This window comes from Enterococcus raffinosus (assembly GCF_001886185.1).
In the GTDB taxonomy this organism is placed as follows: domain Bacteria; phylum Bacillota; class Bacilli; order Lactobacillales; family Enterococcaceae; genus Enterococcus_A; species Enterococcus_A raffinosus.
The window spans coordinates 1-19273 of sequence record NZ_JXLA01000053.1 but is presented as its reverse complement, the minus strand read 5'-3'; the positions used below and the strand labels follow the sequence as shown (position 1 = coordinate 19273).

Sequence of the window (19273 nt, the reverse complement as noted above, 5' to 3'; positions counted from 1 at the left end):
GCGAACGAAACTGACTAAAGTCATTAAATCAAACTGTTGCCAGCCCAATTTTGGCGTAGAAGTGATGTAGCCATAGGTTGGTGATTCATATTGAATATCAATGGGTCCGAATGAACCGATTCCTATTCCCTTCAATGATTCTTTATATGGCGAAAAAAATTCGAGAACATCCTTCATGGTTTCTTCAGGTGTCGTGGTAGGAAAGCTTTCCCGCTTCACGATTTCTAATTCATCCGTAGCTATTGCACAGACGAATTTTGTTCCTCCTGCTTCGATACTTCCAAACATCGTTCATCTACCCCTTCGCTTATCTCTTGATCAATTGTTTCGCACTTAATTCCGTCACTACTACCTGCTTGAGCCGTTCCTTTCCGCTACAGCTGAAAGAAAAGTCTCGATTTAACGTTCCTTTGAAAAAGCTGTTCACGCTTAGGACGGTTCCTTCTTCTTCATCAAAAACTTCAATTGCATATAGATCAAGCAGGATCTTAAGTGTTTTACTCCTATTAGAAAGCGGCATCGTTAACGTCTTTCTTCCTAAGGGATTTCCAGTTGAATAGTAGTGCAGCTGCTCGTCAATGATGAATATGTCTTCACTCTCACTTTTTTTATCTTTAAACATCAGTTTGATCGGTGCTATCCCCGGTCCCAGCGACAGCTCAATAATCGTAGGTTCCTGAATAGTCGAAACAGGCTTTTGATATCCGTTAGATTGTGTATCATAAATAAATGTCTTTGCCGCTTTCAATGTTGAAATTTTATTCGGCAATACAGACTGCAGCCGATTGTCTTTTAGCTTAATTTTTCTTGGTATGCTCATCGCGCCACACCAGCTATTCTCTGTTAATTCACCGAAGCCATTCCACTCATCCATCCATTCCCAACCGTTTTGCCAACCGATGACATATCGTTCACCCTCGGGCGTTAAAAAGGTCTGAGGCGCATAAAAATCAACGCCATAATCAAGAATACCTCTGGATTCCAATTGGAATTGCCCCTTTTCGTAATCCATATGACCGATTAGATAGGTCGAATACTCGCCTTTTATTCCTACTGGTGAAAAGGTCAATACTTCCTTGCCATCTAATTCGTAAAAATCTGGACATTCCAGCATCCAAGCATTAGGTTCTTCAAAGGCTACCCCCATCTCTGTCCAACCTAAAAGATTCTCCGATCGGTACATAAGCAATTTTCCAACGTTGTCTTGACTTACGCCTACAAGCATGTAAAAGGTAGAACCTTTTTGCCAGACTTTAGGATCTCTAAAATGAGGATTCTCTTTCCCAAGATGATCAATATGAATAATGGGGTTGTTCTCGTATTTTGAATAGTGACGACCGTCTTCGCTCATTGCGACACATTGCTTTTGTATCAGTTGCCCTGCTGCATTTTTCGCGACGGCTGTATAAAATAGATAAAGCGTCCCTTCATGTTCTAGCGCTGTTCCTGAAAAACAGCCGCCATCTGGACTATTCTCATACTCTTCAGAAGGTGCCAAAGCAATCGGCAGTTCCTGCCAGGTAATCAGATCGCTGCTTACCGCGTGCCCCCAATACATTTGGTGCCATTTTGTTTGGTATGGATGGTATTGATAAAATAAATGATATTCTCCTTTGAAGAAGATCAATCCATTTGGATCATTCATCCATCCTAACGACGGTGTAAAGTGAAGGATAGGCTGTTTGGAGCTTTTTGCGGCTAAAGCCCGATATTTTTCGATATATTGATTTGCTTCGTTCTTCATAGGCTATCCTTTCGTTGCGCCAGCGGTCATGCCCGAAGTCACCCATTTATTCAGCGAGAAGTAGATCAGTATTGGCGGCAAGATGGCGATCGATATCGCCGCATAGGTCGCGCCCCAATCCACATTTCCAAACGCTCCCACATAATCTTTTAAGCCCATGGTGATGGTTTTGGCAGAAGAATCGCTGATAAATGTATTGGCAAATATGAAGTCGTTCCAAATCAAAATGCTGTACATTGAAGCGATAGTGATCATTGTATTTCTAGCCAACGGTGCGACGATCTGTAAAAAGACCCGATACGGTGAACAGCCGTCAACGATTCCCGCTTCGATCAGTTCATCAGGAACAAAATTGTAGAAGTTGACAAACATCATGACGGATAGTGGCAATGCAAAGCCTACTTGCGGCAGGACCATCGCCATACTAGTGTTTAAGATCCCGATTTTGCTATAAAAAATGAACAATGGAATCAGTGTGATTTGAACAGGTACCATGATGCCGAACATGAAGAACGAATAGATTTTCTTACTGTGTTTATAACGAAATTTGGATAACGCGAAGCCGATCGTGGCACTTAATACTAGTATCAATACCAGCGAGATCAGGGTGATCTTCAAACTATTCCACATATAGCCACCAATGACGCCATCGCCCAGCACATTTTTATAATTCTCGAATGTCACAGCTTTCGGCAGTGAGAATGGCGTCGTCGATAGTTCTACAGAGTCTTTCAGACTTGCAATAAATAGCCAAATCACAGGATAAATTTGTATGATCAAAAAGATGACCAATAAAAGGACAAACAAATACTTTATTGCTTTCTCTTTCATTACACCACACCGCCTTCCTTGTTACTTTTGCGTTTGCTTAACGCTAGCGCTTGCTTCGCTGCCTTTTTTTGTGCTTTCACATCATAATTTTCAAATATTTTTCTCAAAATGAAGATGATTAAGACACTTTCTATAATGATGAAAACAGCCAAGGCACTCCCATATCCGTATTGATTATTGGTAAAGGCCTGTTTATACATGTATGTGGACATTAATTCGCTTGCATTCCCCGGACCGCCGTTTGTCAGCAGGTAAGGAATGTCGAAGCCTCTCAACGCACCCGTCAAACACATCGTGAAGGTGAGTAGCAGAATGTCCTTGATCATAGGAATCTTGATTTTGAAAAGGATCTGCAGTTCTGTTGCGCCATCGATTTTCGCTGCTTCGTAGACCGATTCGTCTAATGAAACGAGCGCTGCATAAAAGATGACCATGTACATTCCGATGAAGCGCCAACCTTCTGGAATCGAGACGGCACCTAACACCGTATTCAAATTCGTTAACCATGAAGTTGCCACACCACCCAAACCTACTGCCGATAACATTTGGTTCAGCAGCCCTTCTGGCTGTGTTGAATAAATACTTCTGAACAGCTGAGCGATAGCTACTGTCGTAACGATACACGGAACATAATAAAGCGTCTTGACTAAATTCGCCCGCTTTTTCAAGTAGGTCAATAACACCGCAAATAGTAAACCAATCGACAATTGAATAATGACAACGATCACTAAATAAATCAAATTATTGATTAATGCTTTATAAAATACCGGGTCTTGAAAGAGCCGCTTGTAATTTTCCAAGCCAACAAACTGTTGTGGAGTGATTCCGTTCCATTTGATAAAACTTAAACGGAGCGACTCCGTGATTGGATAAAAAACAGAGAGCAGATAGAATAGCAGTCCAGGCATTAGAAAAACGAAAAATGCCTTCTTATCACGTAAAACACCCATATTTTCCCCTCCTTTATTGATCTACAACATTCACTTTGATCGAGTCATCTATCATTTTCACAAAATCTTGAATTTTCATGTCCCCCGAACCCACAAGCAGCAAGTTGTCTTGGACGATCGTATTCGTTGAAGAATCCAGATAGGTATCCCATGGCTTCATAAATTGCTCTCCGGTATTATCCATATCTTTTCGGATTCTCAAATATAAACTTGAATAATCGACATCTTTTGGCAACTCCGTTTTAATTGGAGACATCTGCATTTTTTTCGTGTAAATATCCGCATAATGATCCAGCACGTATAAGAGAAATTCCTTCGTCTTTTCATCGAAAGTTTCCGCGTTGAAGGCCATGCCGATCCCAGAATTTACACAAAATTCGTTGGCAGCTGTTACACTATCCTTCGTTGTCGGCATATAGAAATAATCAACTTCTCCTGCATCATATTTCTCCTGCATAGCACCGATCTCCCAGTCACCGATGTAATACATCGCTGATTTTCCATCTAAAAACATCGATTGCGCTGTCGCGTAATCTGTAGCAGAAAAACCTTCGTTGAAATATTGTCCGATCTCTTTTACGAACTTGACCGAATCAACACCTGTTTGACTAGACATTTTTTCTTTGCCTTGACTCAGATTCTCAATGAATTGATTTCCCGTTTGTCTGAAAGCTGGCATTGCCAAGTAGCGTTGGACCGGCCAGCGATCGATCCCATCAACGGAGATCGGCGTCACACCTGCTTTTTTTAATTTTTCACATGCTGCTAACCATTGATCAAAGGTTTTCGGAACATCAATCCCGTGTTGAGAAAATAATTTTTTGTTGTACCAAATCATCTCGACATGGTATTCCAGAGGAAGTGTATACATCGACCCGTCTGCAAATTCTTGATACTTCAATGCTGTCGGATAAAAGTTCTGATAGTAGTCGTTCTTTTGCAGAAATTTTTTCATGTCTACGAGCTTTCCTGCTTTAACGAGTTCTTTTGCATAAAGATCTGGATCAGTGTCAATGATATCCGGCATGTTGTTGCCGGCAACCAATGTTTTTAATTTCTGTAAATACGAAGGTCTATCCGCCGTGGTTTCAAAATCAATTTTCCATTTCCCGCCTTTTTCCTTACTGTATTGATCGGCGATTTCTCGCATGGTCTCATCGATTGCCCCGCCGACTGGTCTTGAAGTCAACCATTTGACCGTCGTAGTGGAGGCATCTTCTTTTTTCTCTCCGCAGGCTGTTACCATAAAAAGAACGCCTAAAAGACTAACCAAAACTCCAACTTTTCTTATCATGGAAGAAACAACTCCTATTCTTTTATCTCTATCTCATGTAACGCTACTTCTCCTTGAACCACGTATAGCCCGATTTTTTTACCGCTGTGATTATAAAGTCTCGTCGATAGAGCAATTTCATCGTTAACATATACTACACACATGCTTCCTTCTCGCAACAATCGTACATGATAGTGTGAGGCTTTTGGCAGAAGCCTGCTTGTCTCCACTTGATAGGGGATATCTCCTTTGATCTGCCACTGATACTCGCCTTTTTCAGCTCTTGGCCAGAGATCCCACGCAATTAAATTTTGCTCTGGTAGCATCCGTAAGAAATACCCCGTTTCCATTCCTTCATCCACATGAAGGGCAATCCCAAACTCTTTTGCCTTCAAAATTTCAAAGTCCACTGTCACTGAAAAGGTGTCGGATGGACTATCGAACAGCATGGCTCCTAATGTGTCACTTGCGACCTTGTTTTTATCATTACTATGATCATTATAAAAGACTGGTGCGGATATCTCCGATTTTTCTTTAAAGAATTCACCAACTGTATCAATCATCACAGCCTTCAGTTCACCAGTTTGAGGATTTTGGATCAATTCATGGAAAATCATCGTTCCCCCCCAGTCCCATGGACCAAAGTCCGTCTCTCCTTCTTTCGTCGCAACCCATCCAAAAGCAACTCTTCTTTCTCCATCTGAAGCTGTTTTGATTGCATAGTTGGCGCGTGTATCAAACACATCGTCTTCTGGAATGATCCACGGTCCTTCTAAACTTTTTGCATAACGGTAATGTGTCGTAAAGCGGTCTGAAAATGTTGAAAATACTAAATACCAGTAATCCCCCATCTTAAAGACCTCTGGACACTCCATCGTGATGTACATTTTTGGATCATAAAAAGGCTCACAGTATTCCCAAGTCTTCAAATCTTTAGACTTCGACAATGAAATGCACCCGCCTCTCAGATCTCCCGCTCCTTGTCGTCTAGATGCCAACAACATGAAGTAACACTGCTCTTCCTCTACCCAAAAAACAAAAGGATCACGCCAGTCAAACTCTTCATATATCTTCCCGTCAGATGGAAATAGAAAATTCGGATCTGTCTCGAGCTCGTACAAGCTTTCGCCGACCGCTTTCATGACTAACTGGACGCTCTTTCCATTTACAAAAGGTTTGTTCTCATTAAAAGCAGTATAAAAAGCATGATACTTGCCTTGAGCGTCTTTAATGATTGAACCTGTGTAATTATTGAGGTTGTAGGATTCCTTCGTTCCACGTTTGATTGCTTCTCCCTGATAGTTAACGTGGACAAAATCTTTGGTTGTAGCCAAGTGCCACGTTGTTTCTTCTGCATATTTGCCCTCGATGATTCTTGGATCATGCAAATAATATGCATAGAAAGTTCCATCTTCATAATACGGGATCAAATCGCCTACCCATGCATTCTCAGGCCGATAAAATAAACTCATTCAGCATCTCTCCTAAACTTAATTAATCATTTAACACCCTTAGAATAATTTTGGTAGCGCTTAATCACAAGTTTTTTTTACTTTTTTGTGCATTTTCGTGCAAATTATTATTGCTTTTATGTGCATCTAGTGGTTATACTGCACTTGGGAGGGTGAAAAATGAAATGTACGATCAATGATATTGCTAAAGAAACAGGGTACTCAAGGAATACTGTTTCGAAAGCGCTTAAGAACGATCCTCAAGTATCTCAACGAACAATAGAAAACATTATAAGAAAAGCAGAATCGATGGGATATTTTACAAAAGAAGAACGGACAGAATATAAGATTGATCAAGGAAATATCTTGTTTCTGAATATCAGTCATGCGAATGATTCTCAATTTTGGAGCAATGTTTTGACGGGGATCGAAATGGTCCTTTCCGAGACGAATTACCAGTTGACGATCGCAACATTATCGAAAGAGGATATTGCTGAGGGAAGATTGCCTGAAGCGGTCTACAGTTCTAATACGAAAGGAATCATTGTTGTCGAAATGAATTTCCGACCGGTCTGGGAAAAATTATTGGAGACCAATCTTCCAATCGTCACAGTAGATGCACCCAAAAATCCCAATTTTTTGATTGGGAAGTGTGACATTGTCATGATGGAAAATCATTCCAATGTGGAAAAAATTACAGAATTACTTATCAGAAAAGGCTATTCTGATTTTGCCTTTATTGGAGACTTGTATTCACCAAATACGGGACTTGGATTTATGGAGCGTTACTATGCCTTTTTCAATACGCTGAAAAAGCATGAACTGGAAATCGACAGTCACGCTTCGATTCTCAAGGACACAGATACTATTTTTGAGAATTTTGAGAAAATCAAAGAATTGCTCAATTCCATGAAAAAAATGCCTGATGTCTTCTTGTGCGGAAATGACTGGCTAGCGATCCAATTGATTTACGCCCTGCAGGCACTGGGGTATAGAATACCGGACGATATCAACGTGATCGGGTTTGATAATATCCCTAACTCCGAGCGAATTTTGCCAGGATTGACCACCATCGACACGCCGAAAATCTATTTGGGCAGAAAAGCTGCGCATCTTATTATGGACCGCTTGATCGAACCTGACATTCCCTATTCGATCTCAAAATATTCTACGAAGCTGATCCTTAGGGAGTCTACTAGTTTATAAAAAGTAATATGAACTAGTCTATATCTTATGAATGAATTTTACTTATATATTTAGAAATGCAACTATACTATTCGTAAAGAATAAATTAGTTGCATTTTTCTATACTCACACTTAATCAGATCATGAAATTCTTATACACCAACAAAGTTGACAAAAAATATCATCACTTATGATACGGCTCCCCTGCATTGATCCTAAATGCCCGATAAATCTGCTCTACTAGAATCAGGCGCATCAACTGATGAGGATAAGTCATTTTGCCGAAAGAGATTTGGGTGTTGCTGCATTTTAAGACTTGGTCGCTGAGTCCAAGGGAGCCGCCTATGACGAAGACGAACTGGCTTTTGCCGCTGGTTTGTAGTTTATCTAGTGTAGCGGCGAAATCTTCGCTGCTAGGATTTTTACCATTGATGGCTAGTGCAAAGACGTATTCTTGTTCTTTGATTTTAGCGAGGATGCGCTCGCCTTCTTTTTCTTTGACTTGAATCATTTCGGCTTCGCTTAGCTTTTCGGGTGCTTTTTCATCGGGAACTTCAATGAGTGTGATTTTGCAATATTTTGATAGGCGTTTTGTGTACTCGTTGATTCCTTGCACCAGATATTTTTCTTTTAGTTTTCCCACAGAAATAATTTTGATATTCATGTTTTTCCACCTTTTTTTGTTTTAAAGAGTTAATTTTTATCTAAAAAGTTGCTTTCATCTAATGTGGACTCCTTGTCGAAATTTTACTTTTCCACCAATTCAATTAGCTAAAAATCTGTATATGGGACTTTTTCCACGAAGTTATGCACACTAATCACAGGTTTATCCACAGGTTGTGGCTGATTTATTCCCTTTTTACAGGTATTCCTATATACAAACATATGTTTTCCACCGAGTTATCCCCTTTATCCACAATTTTGTGGATAAAAAACTTCAAACAATTAACAAACTTTTTCCTTAGTTTTCCACTAGCTATGTGGAAAAGAAGTTTTTTTATCATTTATCTACATTTTCCTCCGAATCTTTTTCATAAAAAAATCAAATCAGTGTAGTAGACTTAACTTACAAAAAAATACTATACTCAATATAACGTAAATCATAGTAGAGGTGGAGGAAATTATGATAAGAAAAGACATTACCCCAACACCCAAAAAGTCACCCGGTTTTTTTAGACGGTTTGGGATTAGTTTATTAGGCGGTGTACTTGGCGCTGTCTTAACAATAGGAATCTTTTACGTAGCGAGCGGTTCGTTACTATCTCCAAGTAATCAAAACGCCAGCGGCTCGCCTAGTGCGGGTAACACGAAGGTCAGTAACATGAAGGTTGATGTAAACTCTGATATTACCGAAGCAGCCAGCAAGGTGCAAGACGCGGTTGTTTCTGTTATTAATTTGCAGAAGCAACAATCACAAAGCGGCTTAGGCGGCTTCTCTGATATATTCGGTAATAGAAATGATGATCAGCAGTCGCAAGATGATAGTGGACAACTGGAAGAAGCTTCTGAAGGTTCCGGTGTCATCTACAAGTTGGAGGGCAATACCGCCTACATCGTTACAAATAATCACGTTGTGGAAAAACAAGATGGCTTGGAAGTATTGTTAAAGGATGGTTCAAAAGTGAAGGCAACCTTAGTCGGTACGGATTCCTATACTGACTTGGCTGTTTTAAAGGTTGAATCAGACAAAGTCGCTAACATCAAACCCGCAACTTTTGGTGATTCTAGCAGCTTAAAGGTTGGTGAACCAGCAATCGCGTTAGGTTCTCCACTAGGCTCACAGTACGCTAACTCAGTGACTTCAGGGATTATTTCTTCCTTGAATCGTCAAGTAGTCAACCAAAATGATGAAGGGCAAACCGTCAACATCAATGCAATCCAAACAGATGCAGCTATTAACCCTGGTAACTCTGGCGGTCCGTTAGTCAACATGGCTGGTCAAGTAGTGGGTATCAACTCTAGTAAGATCGTTCAGACAGAGTCAAATGTCAGTGTGGAAGGAATCGGCTTTGCTATTCCAAGTAATGATGTAGTGAACGTTATTAACCAGCTTGAAAAAGATGGGAAAGTAATTCGCCCAGCTCTAGGCATTACGATGGCTAGCCTATCTGATCTTTCGACTGAACAAGTAAGTGAGATTGTTAAGGTACCAAGTTCTGTTACTCAAGGAGTCGTGGTGGGAAGCGTACAATCATCTACACCAGCGGATCAGGCAGGCTTGAAGAAGTATGATGTCATCACAAAAATCGATGATACCGATGTTTCATCAGGTGTCGAACTGCAATCTGAATTGTACAAACATAAAGTCGGCGATACAGTGAAAATCACCTACTATCGTCAAGATAAGAAAAATACAGTTTCAGTAAAATTGAGCATTGATTCGAATTCATTGAAATCAAACTCACAACAAGGGAACCAATAAGAACTTTAACCGTCTCTATTCGATAGTGAATAGAGACGGCTTTTTGTTTTCCATAAAAAAATCCAGAGGAATTTTTCCTCTGGATCGTCTATTTTTTCCTTAGTCCACTATCCAATTGTTCTTCCTTTAATCAATAAGACAACTAAAATCCCTATGGTCGCACCAATACTGCCGCCTTGAACCAAAACCATAAGATGAAAGGCACTTCCTAAAGCCAATTTTTTTAGTTTGGCGTTCAGCATTAGGGATATGATCAGACTAATAATCGAAAGAACAAGTAAAAATAAAAGCAAGATTCCCTACCTCCTTCGTATAAAAATAGTAAATTATTTTTTTTAATTTATCATTTTGCATGACTAAAAGGAGTATTATTTCCTAAATGGTAAGAAGAGCGTCCTAAATAACTTTATTTCGAAGAGCTCAAGACAAAAAAATTCCGTTGAGAAAATCTCAACGGAGTTTTTTATTTGCCTACTTCAAATTTTTCGCCGGTTTTCGCATCTTCTTCTAAGACTAGGATGCCTCTTTTTTCTGGCGCATTTGGTAGATGTAATTCTTTAGCTGAACAAATCATCCCAAAGCTTTCTACACCGCGTAAGCTACCTGGCCAAATAATCTGTCCATCCGGCATCATGGCACCAGGTTTAGCTACAACGACTTTTTGCCCTGCTTCGATATTGGGTGCTCCGCAGACGATTTGCAAGGTTTCACCGCCATCGATCTCTGTTTCAGTAATGTGTAAATGATCAGAATCAGGATGATCAACACAGCTTTTTACGTAGCCCACCACAAATTTGGGTGAAAGGTCCGCAACTAGACGTTCTTCAAAGCCAGCGAGTTTCAACTGCTCATTTAGTACATCTATCTCTTTTTCTGTTAGTTCTATTTGTCCATTGCCATGGATCGTTAGGTACTCAGAAACATGGAAAAAGTTCCATGCGACCGTTGTACCGTCAGTCGTTTGAACGCGAGCAGCGGCTCCTTTTCGTTCTACTGAATTTTCCTTATTTTCATCATTTTTGACGATGACCATTAAAGTATCACCGACGTTTTGTTTATTATACGCAAAAATCACGTTTTTACCTCCAGTCGTAGTCCTCTCGTATCTTAACAAATCTAATGGGGCTTTTGCATGAGATTTTTTTCATCAATTTTTTTCCAAATAAAAAGCTGGACGAGCCAGCCTTTTATTTCGCACTTGGATGCACGATTAGGACATCACACAAAGCTTCCTTGATTACATAGCTAGCAACACTGCCAGTCATAAAACGTTCTACTGCGTTTAATCCTGATTGTCCCACCATGACTAAATCGATGTCATATTTTTTTGGCAGGGTCTTGGCCATCGCTTCTTTCGCTGAACCGTAAGCGATAATGCCTTCGATCTTAGTATAGCCAAAATCTCTTCCAATCGCTTTGCATTGATTGATCAGTTCTTTTGCGTCTGCGGCTAATTGATCCATGATGTTTTCATTCAAGGGTGAGTAACTCATGAATGTATAAATTTGATGGTCGATCACGTTTGCGACATACACCGTTCCTTGATTTCGCTTAGCGACAGCTAACGCCTTTTTGAAGGCTTCCATCGCTTGATCGCTGCCATCGATCCCAACTAAAATATTTTGATATGATTGTGTGAACATAACAATCTCCTACCCTTCTACTCGTTGCAAAAAGCCAGCGATTTCGTCTTTGGTTTTACGATTTTTATTGACCAATCGACCTAATTCTTCTCCGTCATTTACCACGACAAAACTAGGAATCCCAAAAATGTTCCATTCAGCCGCCACATCAATAAATTCATCACGATCGACTTGAATAAATTGAAATTGCGGAAACTCCGCCTCGATCTCCGGCATCTGAGGTTTAATAAAGTTGCAATCGCCGCACCAATCAGCGGTAAAGAAGAAGACATTCTTCCCTTTTTGTGCATAGTCGGCTAATTCTTCAATACTTTTAGGGATAATCATTTCGTCACGACCTTTTTTCTTTTACTACCTTGATTATACACTTTTCGTTGTTTTTGAGAAAGAAGCTTACTCGCTTTCTCTGTTTTCTTACAGCCATAATAAATTCGCCTTTAATAAAAGAATAATGACGTATCTTTTTCAAATTTGTTTGTAAGAATGGTAAAATAAGAGAGACACAGAATGGGGTGTGTCATCATCCATTCTATTATGGCTAACACATAGGAGTAAAAAACGATCACTAATAACTAAGGAGGAATCTATATTATGGAGAAGACGAAAAAGTTCGCCCAAGGTCTCGCTATCGGCTCATCAATCGGATTAGCTGCCGGGATTGCCGCGAACCATTATTACAGAAATAAACAAAAAATGTCCCCAGATAAAGTCTTGGATCAAATCAAAGCTGCCTTTTTAAAGGAAGGACCGATCGAAGGCTCCTGGATTTCTTTTGATACCGAGCATATGCAGAAATTCGCCATCACAATGGATGTTCTTTCGGGTGGAATTACCCGCACCGAAGACAATCAATTAGTTGCGTATGAATTTAAAGCAGATGCTAAAACTGGCGCTGTTTTAAGTATTGATCGTATCATTAGTGAATAAAAATAGCGTATGCCAAAATCATCGGCATACGCTATTTTTTATAAGTTGATCGGCTCGCCGCCAGTTACACCATAGATTTGAGAAGTTACATAGCTTGCATCGTTTGATGCTAAAAAGACATATACTGGTGCTAATTCTGCTGGCTGTCCTGCTCGCTCTAGCAATGAATCTTGACCAAATTCAGGCAACGCCTCTTTTGGCTGTCCATGATCCAATTGTAATGGTGTCCAGATTGGACCCGGTGCAACACCGTTCACACGGATTCCTTTTTTTGCTAATTGACTGGCTAAGCTAACGGTGAAATTCGCAATGGACGCTTTTGTTGCGGCATAATCCATCAAATGATCGCTTGGATTGAACGCTTGAACAGAGGTTGTCGTTACAATACTACTGCCTGCCGGTAAATGAGGCAACGCTTCCTGCACAATGGCAAACATAGAAACAATATTTACCTTGAAGGTATCTTCAACCTGCTTCACAGGTAATTCTTCGATAGACTCACGTGAAATTTGCTGTGCCGCATTTAAGACTAACGTATCTAATCCGCCAAAGGCTTCGACTGTCTTTTCAACCATTTCTTTTGGTCCATGGTCTTCCCGCAAATCATAAGGTAACAACAGTGCTTTTCTCCCAGCTTTTTCGATATATTCTGCAACTTCCTTTGCATCTCTATCTTCGCCTGGGAAATAATGAATCGCAACATCCGCCCCTTCTCTTGCAAATGCAATAGCCGCTGCACGGCCAATACCAGAGTCTCCCCCAGTAATCAGTACTCTGCGATTTTCTAATTTCTTGTTTCCGACATAGCTGTCCTCCCCACAATCTGGTTTAGGCATCATATCGTCTTGCAGTGCAGGAGTGTCTTGATCTTGCTTCTTAAATTTACTCCCATGAAATAGGCTTCTTGGATCGATTAAGTTTGGTTCGCTCATCGTATCTCCTCACTTTCTATCTATTAGACTACGCGATATTTTCAAAAAGCAAAAATATTTTGCTCGAAAGAAGAGAGATTGAAGCGTTTTTTACTTCGCTGTTCTCGCGAAGGCTTCAATAAACCATTGTTCAAACTCCTTTGGATCAACTTTAACAGCCACTTCTGCATTCGTCGGTAAATTTAAATAGTTTTGCAAATCAACGAGTGAGGCCCCATAAGTCAAAGTTGGGGAGGTTTCGATCTCCACCCTTGTTGTTACCAACTCAAAGATTTCCGGCTTTACGAGCAAAGCGATCGCCAAAGCATCATACATGTTTAGCCCCGCATCAAAACTGCCGCTGCGGTATTTTGTAAATAGCTGGTAAATCATTTCACCAATTTCGCCAAAATGTCTTATTTGATTGGCAACCTCCGGCATAATCTTCGCTTGGTCTCCAACTTCTAAGGGCGCTACTTGAATTGGAACGCCGCTGTTGAAGACGATTCTTGCCGCCTCAGGATCAGCGGCGAAGTTAAACTCAGACAGCACGCCATAATTTCCCCGTCCTAAGCTGCCGCCCATCACAACAATCTGATCAATTTTCACTAAATCTTGCGGATAAAGGTGAAGGAACAAGGCAATATCCGTTAAGGGACCTATCCCCACTAATGTTGTTTTTTCTTCCTTATTCACCACCTCATGCATGGCCGCAACAGCTGTCAGAGACTCCTCTGCAAAAATTTTCGCCTCAGGAAACACATATCCGTCCATTCCAGATTCTCCATGAATCTCACTGGCATTGATCGCTTCTCTTACTAGTGGACGCGAGCTGCCTAAAACAACGCGTGGGGTCTTTTTGTAGAGAGTCAGCAGCTTTTCTGTATTGGCTTTGGTATTCTCTAAGCTAACGTTGCCAAAAATTGGACAAATAAGCTTTACATCCAGCTCTTCACTGAAGAGTGCCAACGCAATCGCTACCGCATCGTCAATTCCTGGATCTGTACTCAAAATAATCGATCTTTTATTCATGTTCAGCCTTCTTTCTAATAAAACATTCTCAAAAAATCATACAACAGGTTTCATTTTTACGCCAATTTAGCAGAGTTGAGTCCACAAAAAAGACCTCACATTCAAAAATGCGAGGTCCTTTCACTTCTAAGTTTATTTTACTAAACGATAGATTGCATCTGCGTAAATGACTGCAGAGTTTAAGATATCTTCAACAGACATGTATTCATTTGCTTGGTGCATTGTATCTTCAAAACCAGGGAATTGAGCGCCATAGGCAACGCCGCGTTCTAGTAAACGACCGAATGTACCGCCGCCGATCACTTTTTCTTCTCCCTTGATTCCTGTATGTTCTTCGAAAGTATCTAGCAAAGTAGCTACCAATGGATCATCCGCTGGCACATAGTGAGGAAGCATGTGATGCCCTCCTTGTGTCACCTTCACGTCTGAACCGAATAGTTCTTCTAATTTTGCTTTGATGTCTTCCGCTGTCGTTCCTTTAGGGTAACGGAAATTCAAGGTAATATGGTTGTCGTTATCTTGACCATCTTTGAAGCTGAAGATTCCAGCGTTCATAGTCAATTCGCCCATTTTTTCATTGTTGAAATCAACGCCTAGTTTCTTCCCATAGACATCTTCATGAATAGCGTTTGCGCTGTTTTCGATGAAGGCTTTCGCACCTTTATCGAATTCATAGTTATTCAAGAAGACTGCTAAGAAGGTCCCAGCATTTGTTCCTAATTGAGGACTAGCACCGTGAGCTGCTTTTCCGTCTAAGTGTAGAGTAACCGTTGAACCAGATACTTCTGCTTTTCCGCTGACTGGGTTGTTTTCTACATAATCAGCAAAATCTTTCGCTAATTTTTCAGCAGCGTCTGCATCTGCAACTTTCACTTCAGCCACCGCATTGCCGGGAACCATGTTTTCACGAAGACCCGCTTCGAAGCTTACTAAAACATAAGAAGTTCCGTTTGTTCCGTCAAAATGTGGAATCATTGTGACATTTCCTTTTTCACCATTGATGATGGGGAAATAAGCATCTGGTGAGAAACCAAAGTCAGGTTTTTCTTCGTGTTCGAAGTAGTAGTCCATATCTCCCCAGCCGCTTTCTTCGTCCGTACCGAAGACAAAACGGATTTTTTTAGAGATTGGCAAGCCTAACTCTTTGATAATTTTTACCGCGTAGTAAGCCGCAACTGATGGGCCTTTGTCATCACTTGAACCACGAGCATATAATTTACCATCGCGAATTTCTGGTTCGTAAGGATCTGAATCCCAACCGTCGCCAGCAGGTACCACATCTAAGTGACCGAAAATCCCTAAGGTTTCATCGCCGTCACCGTAATCAAAATGACCGGCATAGTTGTCGACATTTTTTGTTGTGAAGCCATCGCGTTCTGCGATTTCAAGCATTTTTTCTAATGCTTCCACTGGTCCTGGTCCGAATGGTGCTTCTTTGGTTGCTTTGTCGTCTTCACGTTCACTTTTAATACGCAATAAAGTGAATAGATCCGCTAATAGATCGTCTTTGCGTGCTTCGACTTCTTTTTTAAAATCGATTGTCATTGAAAGATTCCTCCTTTAATTAAAACCACTATAATGATAGCATTCTATTCCATAGAATAAAAATGAAAACTCTTTAAGAAATGCGGGGACAGACTCTCCTTTTTCCCTTATAATGATACCCATAGTGAATTTTCTCTTAGCTATTTCCATTAAAAATGACTACTATTATATAGTTAATGAAAGCAGGTGCTTAAATGGTCCAACTTAACGAAGAGATTTTGCATAAAGTAATTACGAAACGACCAGAGATTTCTCATAAAGGAACCTTTGGGCGAGTCGCTTTAATTGGCGGAAATCAACAATACGGCGGAGCAATCATTATGAGTGCCGAAGCCTGTATCAAAAGCGGTGCCGGACTGACCACGGTCATCACTGCTGAAAAAAATCACGCCCCGCTTCATACTCGGTTACCTGAAGCGATGGTGCTGGACTTTTCTGAGCTGAAAACAATTTACCAAATACTGAAAAAAGCAGACGTCATATTAATAGGGCCTGGTTTAGGTCTTGAAAAGGAAGCCTTGACACTGCTAAAGTGGGTGTTGAAAAATCAACAGGAGCAGCAATGGCTGGTGATCGATGGTTCCGCCATCACGCTGTTTAGTGACTATAGCTTATCGCTAAAATCACCTGAACAAACAGTATTCACTCCTCACCTAGCGGAATGGGAACGCCTTAGCGGCCTCAAATTTGTTGATCAAACGGATGAAAACAATCGTGCGAAACAAGCCCTTTTAGGAGCTAAAATCGTCTTGAAAAGTCACCGAACAACCATCTATGATGAAGCAATCGCCTATTATCAAAATCCCCTTGGCAATCCAGGAATGGCAACTGGCGGAACCGGTGATACCCTAGCTGGAATGATTACTGGTTTCTTGGCTCAATTTGAAAAAAATACGGATACGATTGCCGCAGCCGTTTATCTCCACAGTTTGATTGGCGACACCTTAGCAAAAGATAACTACGTAGTTTTACCTACTTTGATCAGCGAAGCGCTGCCTCGCTACATGAAAAAATTCGCAACCGAAAGGAATTAATTATGGAAAAATATCCTGGCTATGCTCGCAAGCCCTTTTACTACGAAACAGATAAGATGGGCATCATCCATCATTCCAACTACATTCGCTGGTTTGAAGAAGCCCGTGTAGATGCGTTGACCTTTATGGACTATCCTTTTGAAAAAATTGAAGCGGACGGTATCATGATCCCTGTACTAGGCGTCAGCTGTGAGTATAAGGAAATGGTCCGCTTTGGCGATGAGGTTCTAATAAAACCGGTCGTAACGAAATATACCGGTACACGCTTAGATTTTGAGTATCGTGTTTACAATGGAGACAAGCTGGTCACAACAGGAACAAGTCAACATTGCTTCATGTCCTACGAAACCAACCGTTTAGTCCAATTAAGAAAAACACATCCTGCCCTGCACGAACTTTTTTTAGAATATTACGAGACAACAAAAGAAGAAGCATAAAAAAAGCCGTTGGCAACTTGCCAGCGGCTATTTTACTTTCATTATGCTGAAATACTTTCTCCAGCTGCTTCTTCGCTAACTGTTGATTCTTCATCCACCAATTTCTTGTCGTAGGCACGAGCAAACGGCAAGTAAATGACAAACGCTGAAACTGCACAGATAATTGCGACAATCGCTGCTTTCCAGTCACCCCCGGTACTGATGAAGGCTCCGACACCAACGGGTGAAGGCCAAGGCATATTGGCGATTACTGGACGAATCAATTCTAATTGAATTGCAAAATAAGCAATTGACGCTGAAACCATCGGAGCTAAGAAAAATGGAATCGCCATAAATGGATTATAGATCAATGGGATACCAAAGATTAATGGTTCATTGATATTGAACAAGCATGGAACGATCGCTGCTTTTCCTAACACTTTTAATTGTTCTGATTTTGCCATGTAAACTAAGAAGATACATAGACCTAATGTCGCACCAGATCCACCAATCGTTACAAAGGCATTTTGGAATTCCCCTGCTAATGGGATATGCGCACCATCAGCGTTCAACGCCAAGTTTCCTAAAGTAATCGGTGCAATCAAGGAAGAAATGATGTTAGCCCCATGAATCCCCACGATCCACAATGCATGGATCAAGAAGTAGATGACCATAACACCAATCCAGCTGCTGGTCAGGTTCGTAACGAAGCCGAATGGAATCGCGATCAATTGGAAAATATCTGTATTAAAGAAGACCAATACGCCTGTAATGATTAGAATAACAAAGGCAACAACAAATGCTGGAATCAATGCTGTAAAGGCTCTAGACACCCCTTCTGGAACTTGCTCAGGCATGCGGATGACCCAATTTTTCGATACACACAAACGATAAAGCTGCACGGCAATAACCGCCATAATAATCCCAGTAAAGATACCAACTGTTCCTAAACGTGTGACACCGTCGCCGCCAATTGCCCAACCGTTAATAATATTTTCTTTTGCATCAGTCAAACGAACCACTGTGCCGTTATCTAACACTAATTGAGGAATAGAAAGGAAAAAGGCAAACATTGATAGCAATGCACCTGTGATCGGTGCCATGTTCAAATCATCTTCTTCCGCGATGATTTTGGTGTATTCATACCCTAAACCAACACAGAAGTATAAGGCCAAAATCCCCATCGTTGTACTGTTGGCTAGCATATAAAGATCACTGAACTTGAAAAATGTCGCATTGAAGATATCTTCTAGAAACGGGAAAGTCATTGGCAAAATATTGAACACCAAGAACATTGAACCGACAATCGTAAAGGGAATTGCGCCCATCCCAGCGCCCATGATGGCACGTACTACTTTAAGTGAAGCGATTTTCCCCATCGGGCCCATCAGGTTTTTCTCTAAGAAAGCAAATACTTTATTATTTGATCCGTCCATTTTTTAATCACCCTTTATTTATTATTTAGTTTGCTGAATTCTGTAATGTATGAAGCATGTTTATCTTTTTGACTATAAATGCTGTTAATTCTTTTCAAAATAATTCCTGACAACAGGATTCCGACAATCAATATACAGCTGACAAATCCTTTGCTCGTTGTATTATTAGTAAAAAATGGGAAGACTTGTGAAAATCCCAAGTTAGTTAAAACAGATAGTAACAAAATACCATTTACCGCCAGTTGCGTTCGTTGATAAAAGCGATGCCATTTTAGTTGATTACGAACATCGTCAGATGGATAGCCATACAGACGTAAATGTTCTGCAATAGCAGGGACTGAAAGTACAATTAATCCCAGCGGCAGCAAGGCCCACAAACTTTTACTCATGGCTAAAGAAAGCAACCAATATAAATTGGTAAAGAAAAATCCGGCCAATAAATATCTGAGCTAATTTCATAATTATCAGCCCTT

21 protein-coding genes are annotated in these 19273 nt (G+C 40.6%); 5 read left to right on the top strand and 16 right to left on the bottom strand.

Features of this window, described 5'->3' with window-relative positions; translation table 11 throughout:
* The 6 genes from RV13_RS18730 to RV13_RS18705 all read right to left on the bottom strand — a co-directional run.
* Positions 1–288 (bottom strand): ROK family protein (locus tag RV13_RS18730; protein WP_143142304.1); only part of this gene is annotated, 288 nt, incomplete at its 3' end.
* A gap of 19 nt (positions 289–307) precedes the next feature.
* Positions 308–1744, bottom strand: a complete 1437-nt coding sequence (locus RV13_RS18725) for a glycoside hydrolase family 32 protein (protein ID WP_060789607.1) — start codon at positions 1742–1744, stop codon at positions 308–310.
* 3 nt (positions 1745–1747) lie between these two features.
* The gene (locus RV13_RS18720) at positions 1748–2575 is read right to left on the bottom strand and encodes a carbohydrate ABC transporter permease (protein ID WP_060789608.1); all 828 of its coding nucleotides are present in this window, start codon (positions 2573–2575) and stop codon (positions 1748–1750) included.
* Positions 2575–3525: a carbohydrate ABC transporter permease gene (locus RV13_RS18715; RefSeq protein WP_060789609.1), complete on the bottom strand. Its 951-nt coding sequence runs from the start codon at positions 3523–3525 to the stop codon at positions 2575–2577. Before RV13_RS18715 ends, RV13_RS18720 begins: the two co-directional genes overlap by 1 nt.
* 13 nt (positions 3526–3538) lie before the next feature.
* Positions 3539–4819, bottom strand: a complete 1281-nt coding sequence (locus RV13_RS18710; protein WP_060789610.1) for an ABC transporter substrate-binding protein — start codon at positions 4817–4819, stop codon at positions 3539–3541.
* A 14-nt stretch (positions 4820–4833) separates the two neighbouring features.
* The gene (locus RV13_RS18705; protein ID WP_060789611.1) at positions 4834–6270 is read right to left on the bottom strand and encodes a GH32 C-terminal domain-containing protein; all 1437 of its coding nucleotides are present in this window, start codon (positions 6268–6270) and stop codon (positions 4834–4836) included.
* Positions 6271–6429: 159 nt separating this feature from the next.
* On the opposite strand from RV13_RS18705, the gene RV13_RS18700 reads away from it, so the two are divergent.
* A complete protein-coding gene (locus tag RV13_RS18700) occupies positions 6430–7455 on the top strand; it encodes a LacI family DNA-binding transcriptional regulator (RefSeq protein WP_060789612.1) in 1026 nt (341 codons plus the stop codon).
* A gap of 163 nt (positions 7456–7618) precedes the next feature.
* On the opposite strand, the gene rlmH is transcribed toward RV13_RS18700, so the two are convergent.
* On the bottom strand, positions 7619–8098 hold the full coding sequence (gene rlmH, locus RV13_RS18695) for a 23S rRNA (pseudouridine(1915)-N(3))-methyltransferase RlmH (RefSeq protein ID WP_010747023.1): 480 nt from the start codon (positions 8096–8098) through the stop codon (positions 7619–7621).
* Positions 8099–8557: 459 nt separating this feature from the next.
* On the opposite strand from rlmH, the gene RV13_RS18690 reads away from it, so the two are divergent.
* Positions 8558–9856 carry a S1C family serine protease gene (locus RV13_RS18690; RefSeq protein WP_010747024.1) on the top strand — a complete coding sequence of 433 codons (1299 nt, stop codon included), beginning with the start codon at positions 8558–8560 and terminating at the stop codon, positions 9854–9856.
* A 107-nt stretch (positions 9857–9963) separates the two neighbouring features.
* On the opposite strand, the gene RV13_RS18685 is transcribed toward RV13_RS18690, so the two are convergent.
* From RV13_RS18685 to RV13_RS18670, 4 genes are all read right to left on the bottom strand, one after another.
* Complete coding sequence (locus RV13_RS18685; RefSeq protein WP_010747025.1) at positions 9964–10149, bottom strand: hypothetical protein; 186 nt, start codon at positions 10147–10149, stop codon at positions 9964–9966.
* 170 nt (positions 10150–10319) lie between these two features.
* Complete coding sequence (gene ytpR, locus RV13_RS18680; RefSeq protein WP_060789613.1) at positions 10320–10931, bottom strand: YtpR family tRNA-binding protein; 612 nt, start codon at positions 10929–10931, stop codon at positions 10320–10322.
* A 112-nt stretch (positions 10932–11043) separates the two neighbouring features.
* Positions 11044–11499: a universal stress protein gene (locus tag RV13_RS18675; protein WP_010747027.1), complete on the bottom strand. Its 456-nt coding sequence runs from the start codon at positions 11497–11499 to the stop codon at positions 11044–11046.
* Positions 11500–11508: 9 nt separating this feature from the next.
* Positions 11509–11826 (bottom strand): thioredoxin family protein, encoded by a 318-nt coding sequence (locus tag RV13_RS18670; protein ID WP_010747028.1) that lies wholly within the window; start codon positions 11824–11826, stop codon positions 11509–11511.
* Between the two features lie 264 nt (positions 11827–12090).
* Between RV13_RS18670 and RV13_RS18665 the strand changes: the two genes are divergently transcribed.
* The gene (locus RV13_RS18665; protein ID WP_010747029.1) at positions 12091–12426 is read left to right on the top strand and encodes a hypothetical protein; all 336 of its coding nucleotides are present in this window, start codon (positions 12091–12093) and stop codon (positions 12424–12426) included.
* 38 nt (positions 12427–12464) lie between these two features.
* Here RV13_RS18665 and RV13_RS18660 read toward each other — a convergent pair whose 3' ends face one another.
* The 3 genes from RV13_RS18660 to pepV all read right to left on the bottom strand — a co-directional run bounded on the left by RV13_RS18660 (position 12465) and on the right by pepV (position 15914).
* Complete coding sequence (locus RV13_RS18660) at positions 12465–13358, bottom strand: SDR family oxidoreductase (protein ID WP_010747030.1); 894 nt, start codon at positions 13356–13358, stop codon at positions 12465–12467.
* Between the two features lie 90 nt (positions 13359–13448).
* The gene (locus RV13_RS18655) at positions 13449–14369 is read right to left on the bottom strand and encodes a nucleoside hydrolase (protein WP_010747031.1); all 921 of its coding nucleotides are present in this window, start codon (positions 14367–14369) and stop codon (positions 13449–13451) included.
* Between the two features lie 132 nt (positions 14370–14501).
* Entirely contained in the window at positions 14502–15914 is a 1413-nt protein-coding gene (pepV, locus tag RV13_RS18650) for a dipeptidase PepV (protein WP_010747032.1), read from the bottom strand.
* Positions 15915–16108: 194 nt separating this feature from the next.
* Here pepV and RV13_RS18645 point away from each other — a divergent pair, with 194 nt between their 5' ends.
* Complete coding sequence (locus RV13_RS18645) at positions 16109–16948, top strand: NAD(P)H-hydrate dehydratase (RefSeq protein ID WP_010747033.1); 840 nt, start codon at positions 16109–16111, stop codon at positions 16946–16948.
* A 2-nt stretch (positions 16949–16950) separates the two neighbouring features.
* Complete coding sequence (locus RV13_RS18640; RefSeq protein ID WP_010747034.1) at positions 16951–17385, top strand: acyl-CoA thioesterase; 435 nt, start codon at positions 16951–16953, stop codon at positions 17383–17385.
* A gap of 41 nt (positions 17386–17426) precedes the next feature.
* On the opposite strand, the gene celB is transcribed toward RV13_RS18640, so the two are convergent.
* Both celB and RV13_RS18630 read right to left on the bottom strand, forming a co-directional pair.
* Entirely contained in the window at positions 17427–18800 is a 1374-nt protein-coding gene (gene celB, locus RV13_RS18635; protein WP_010747035.1) for a PTS cellobiose transporter subunit IIC, read from the bottom strand.
* A 14-nt stretch (positions 18801–18814) separates the two neighbouring features.
* Positions 18815–19189, bottom strand: a complete 375-nt coding sequence (locus RV13_RS18630) for a hypothetical protein (RefSeq protein WP_249024500.1) — start codon at positions 19187–19189, stop codon at positions 18815–18817.
* Between the last annotated feature and the right edge of the window lie 84 nt (positions 19190–19273).

Excerpts from the sequence above, each read along its gene's own strand:
- RV13_RS18725 (WP_060789607.1), bottom strand. The coding sequence starts at position 1,744 with ATGAAGAACGAAGCAAATCAATATATCGAAAAATATCGGGCTTTAGCC.
- RV13_RS18720 (WP_060789608.1), bottom strand. The coding sequence starts at position 2,575 with ATGAAAGAGAAAGCAATAAAGTATTTGTTTGTCCTTTTATTGGTCATC.
- RV13_RS18715 (WP_060789609.1), bottom strand. The coding sequence starts at position 3,525 with ATGGGTGTTTTACGTGATAAGAAGGCATTTTTCGTTTTTCTAATGCCT.
- RV13_RS18710 (WP_060789610.1), bottom strand. The coding sequence starts at position 4,819 with ATGATAAGAAAAGTTGGAGTTTTGGTTAGTCTTTTAGGCGTTCTTTTT.
- RV13_RS18705 (WP_060789611.1), bottom strand. The coding sequence starts at position 6,270 with ATGAGTTTATTTTATCGGCCTGAGAATGCATGGGTAGGCGATTTGATC.
- RV13_RS18700 (WP_060789612.1), top strand. The coding sequence starts at position 6,430 with ATGAAATGTACGATCAATGATATTGCTAAAGAAACAGGGTACTCAAGG.
- rlmH (WP_010747023.1), bottom strand. The coding sequence starts at position 8,098 with ATGAATATCAAAATTATTTCTGTGGGAAAACTAAAAGAAAAATATCTG.
- RV13_RS18690 (WP_010747024.1), top strand. The coding sequence starts at position 8,558 with ATGATAAGAAAAGACATTACCCCAACACCCAAAAAGTCACCCGGTTTT.
- RV13_RS18675 (WP_010747027.1), bottom strand. The coding sequence starts at position 11,499 with ATGTTCACACAATCATATCAAAATATTTTAGTTGGGATCGATGGCAGC.
- RV13_RS18670 (WP_010747028.1), bottom strand. The coding sequence starts at position 11,826 with ATGATTATCCCTAAAAGTATTGAAGAATTAGCCGACTATGCACAAAAA.
- RV13_RS18665 (WP_010747029.1), top strand. The coding sequence starts at position 12,091 with ATGGAGAAGACGAAAAAGTTCGCCCAAGGTCTCGCTATCGGCTCATCA.
- RV13_RS18660 (WP_010747030.1), bottom strand. The coding sequence starts at position 13,358 with ATGAGCGAACCAAACTTAATCGATCCAAGAAGCCTATTTCATGGGAGT.
- RV13_RS18655 (WP_010747031.1), bottom strand. The coding sequence starts at position 14,369 with ATGAATAAAAGATCGATTATTTTGAGTACAGATCCAGGAATTGACGAT.
- pepV (WP_010747032.1), bottom strand. The coding sequence starts at position 15,914 with ATGACAATCGATTTTAAAAAAGAAGTCGAAGCACGCAAAGACGATCTA.
- RV13_RS18645 (WP_010747033.1), top strand. The coding sequence starts at position 16,109 with ATGGTCCAACTTAACGAAGAGATTTTGCATAAAGTAATTACGAAACGA.
- RV13_RS18640 (WP_010747034.1), top strand. The coding sequence starts at position 16,951 with ATGGAAAAATATCCTGGCTATGCTCGCAAGCCCTTTTACTACGAAACA.
- celB (WP_010747035.1), bottom strand. The coding sequence starts at position 18,800 with ATGGACGGATCAAATAATAAAGTATTTGCTTTCTTAGAGAAAAACCTG.
- RV13_RS18630 (WP_249024500.1), bottom strand. The coding sequence starts at position 19,189 with ATGAGTAAAAGTTTGTGGGCCTTGCTGCCGCTGGGATTAATTGTACTT.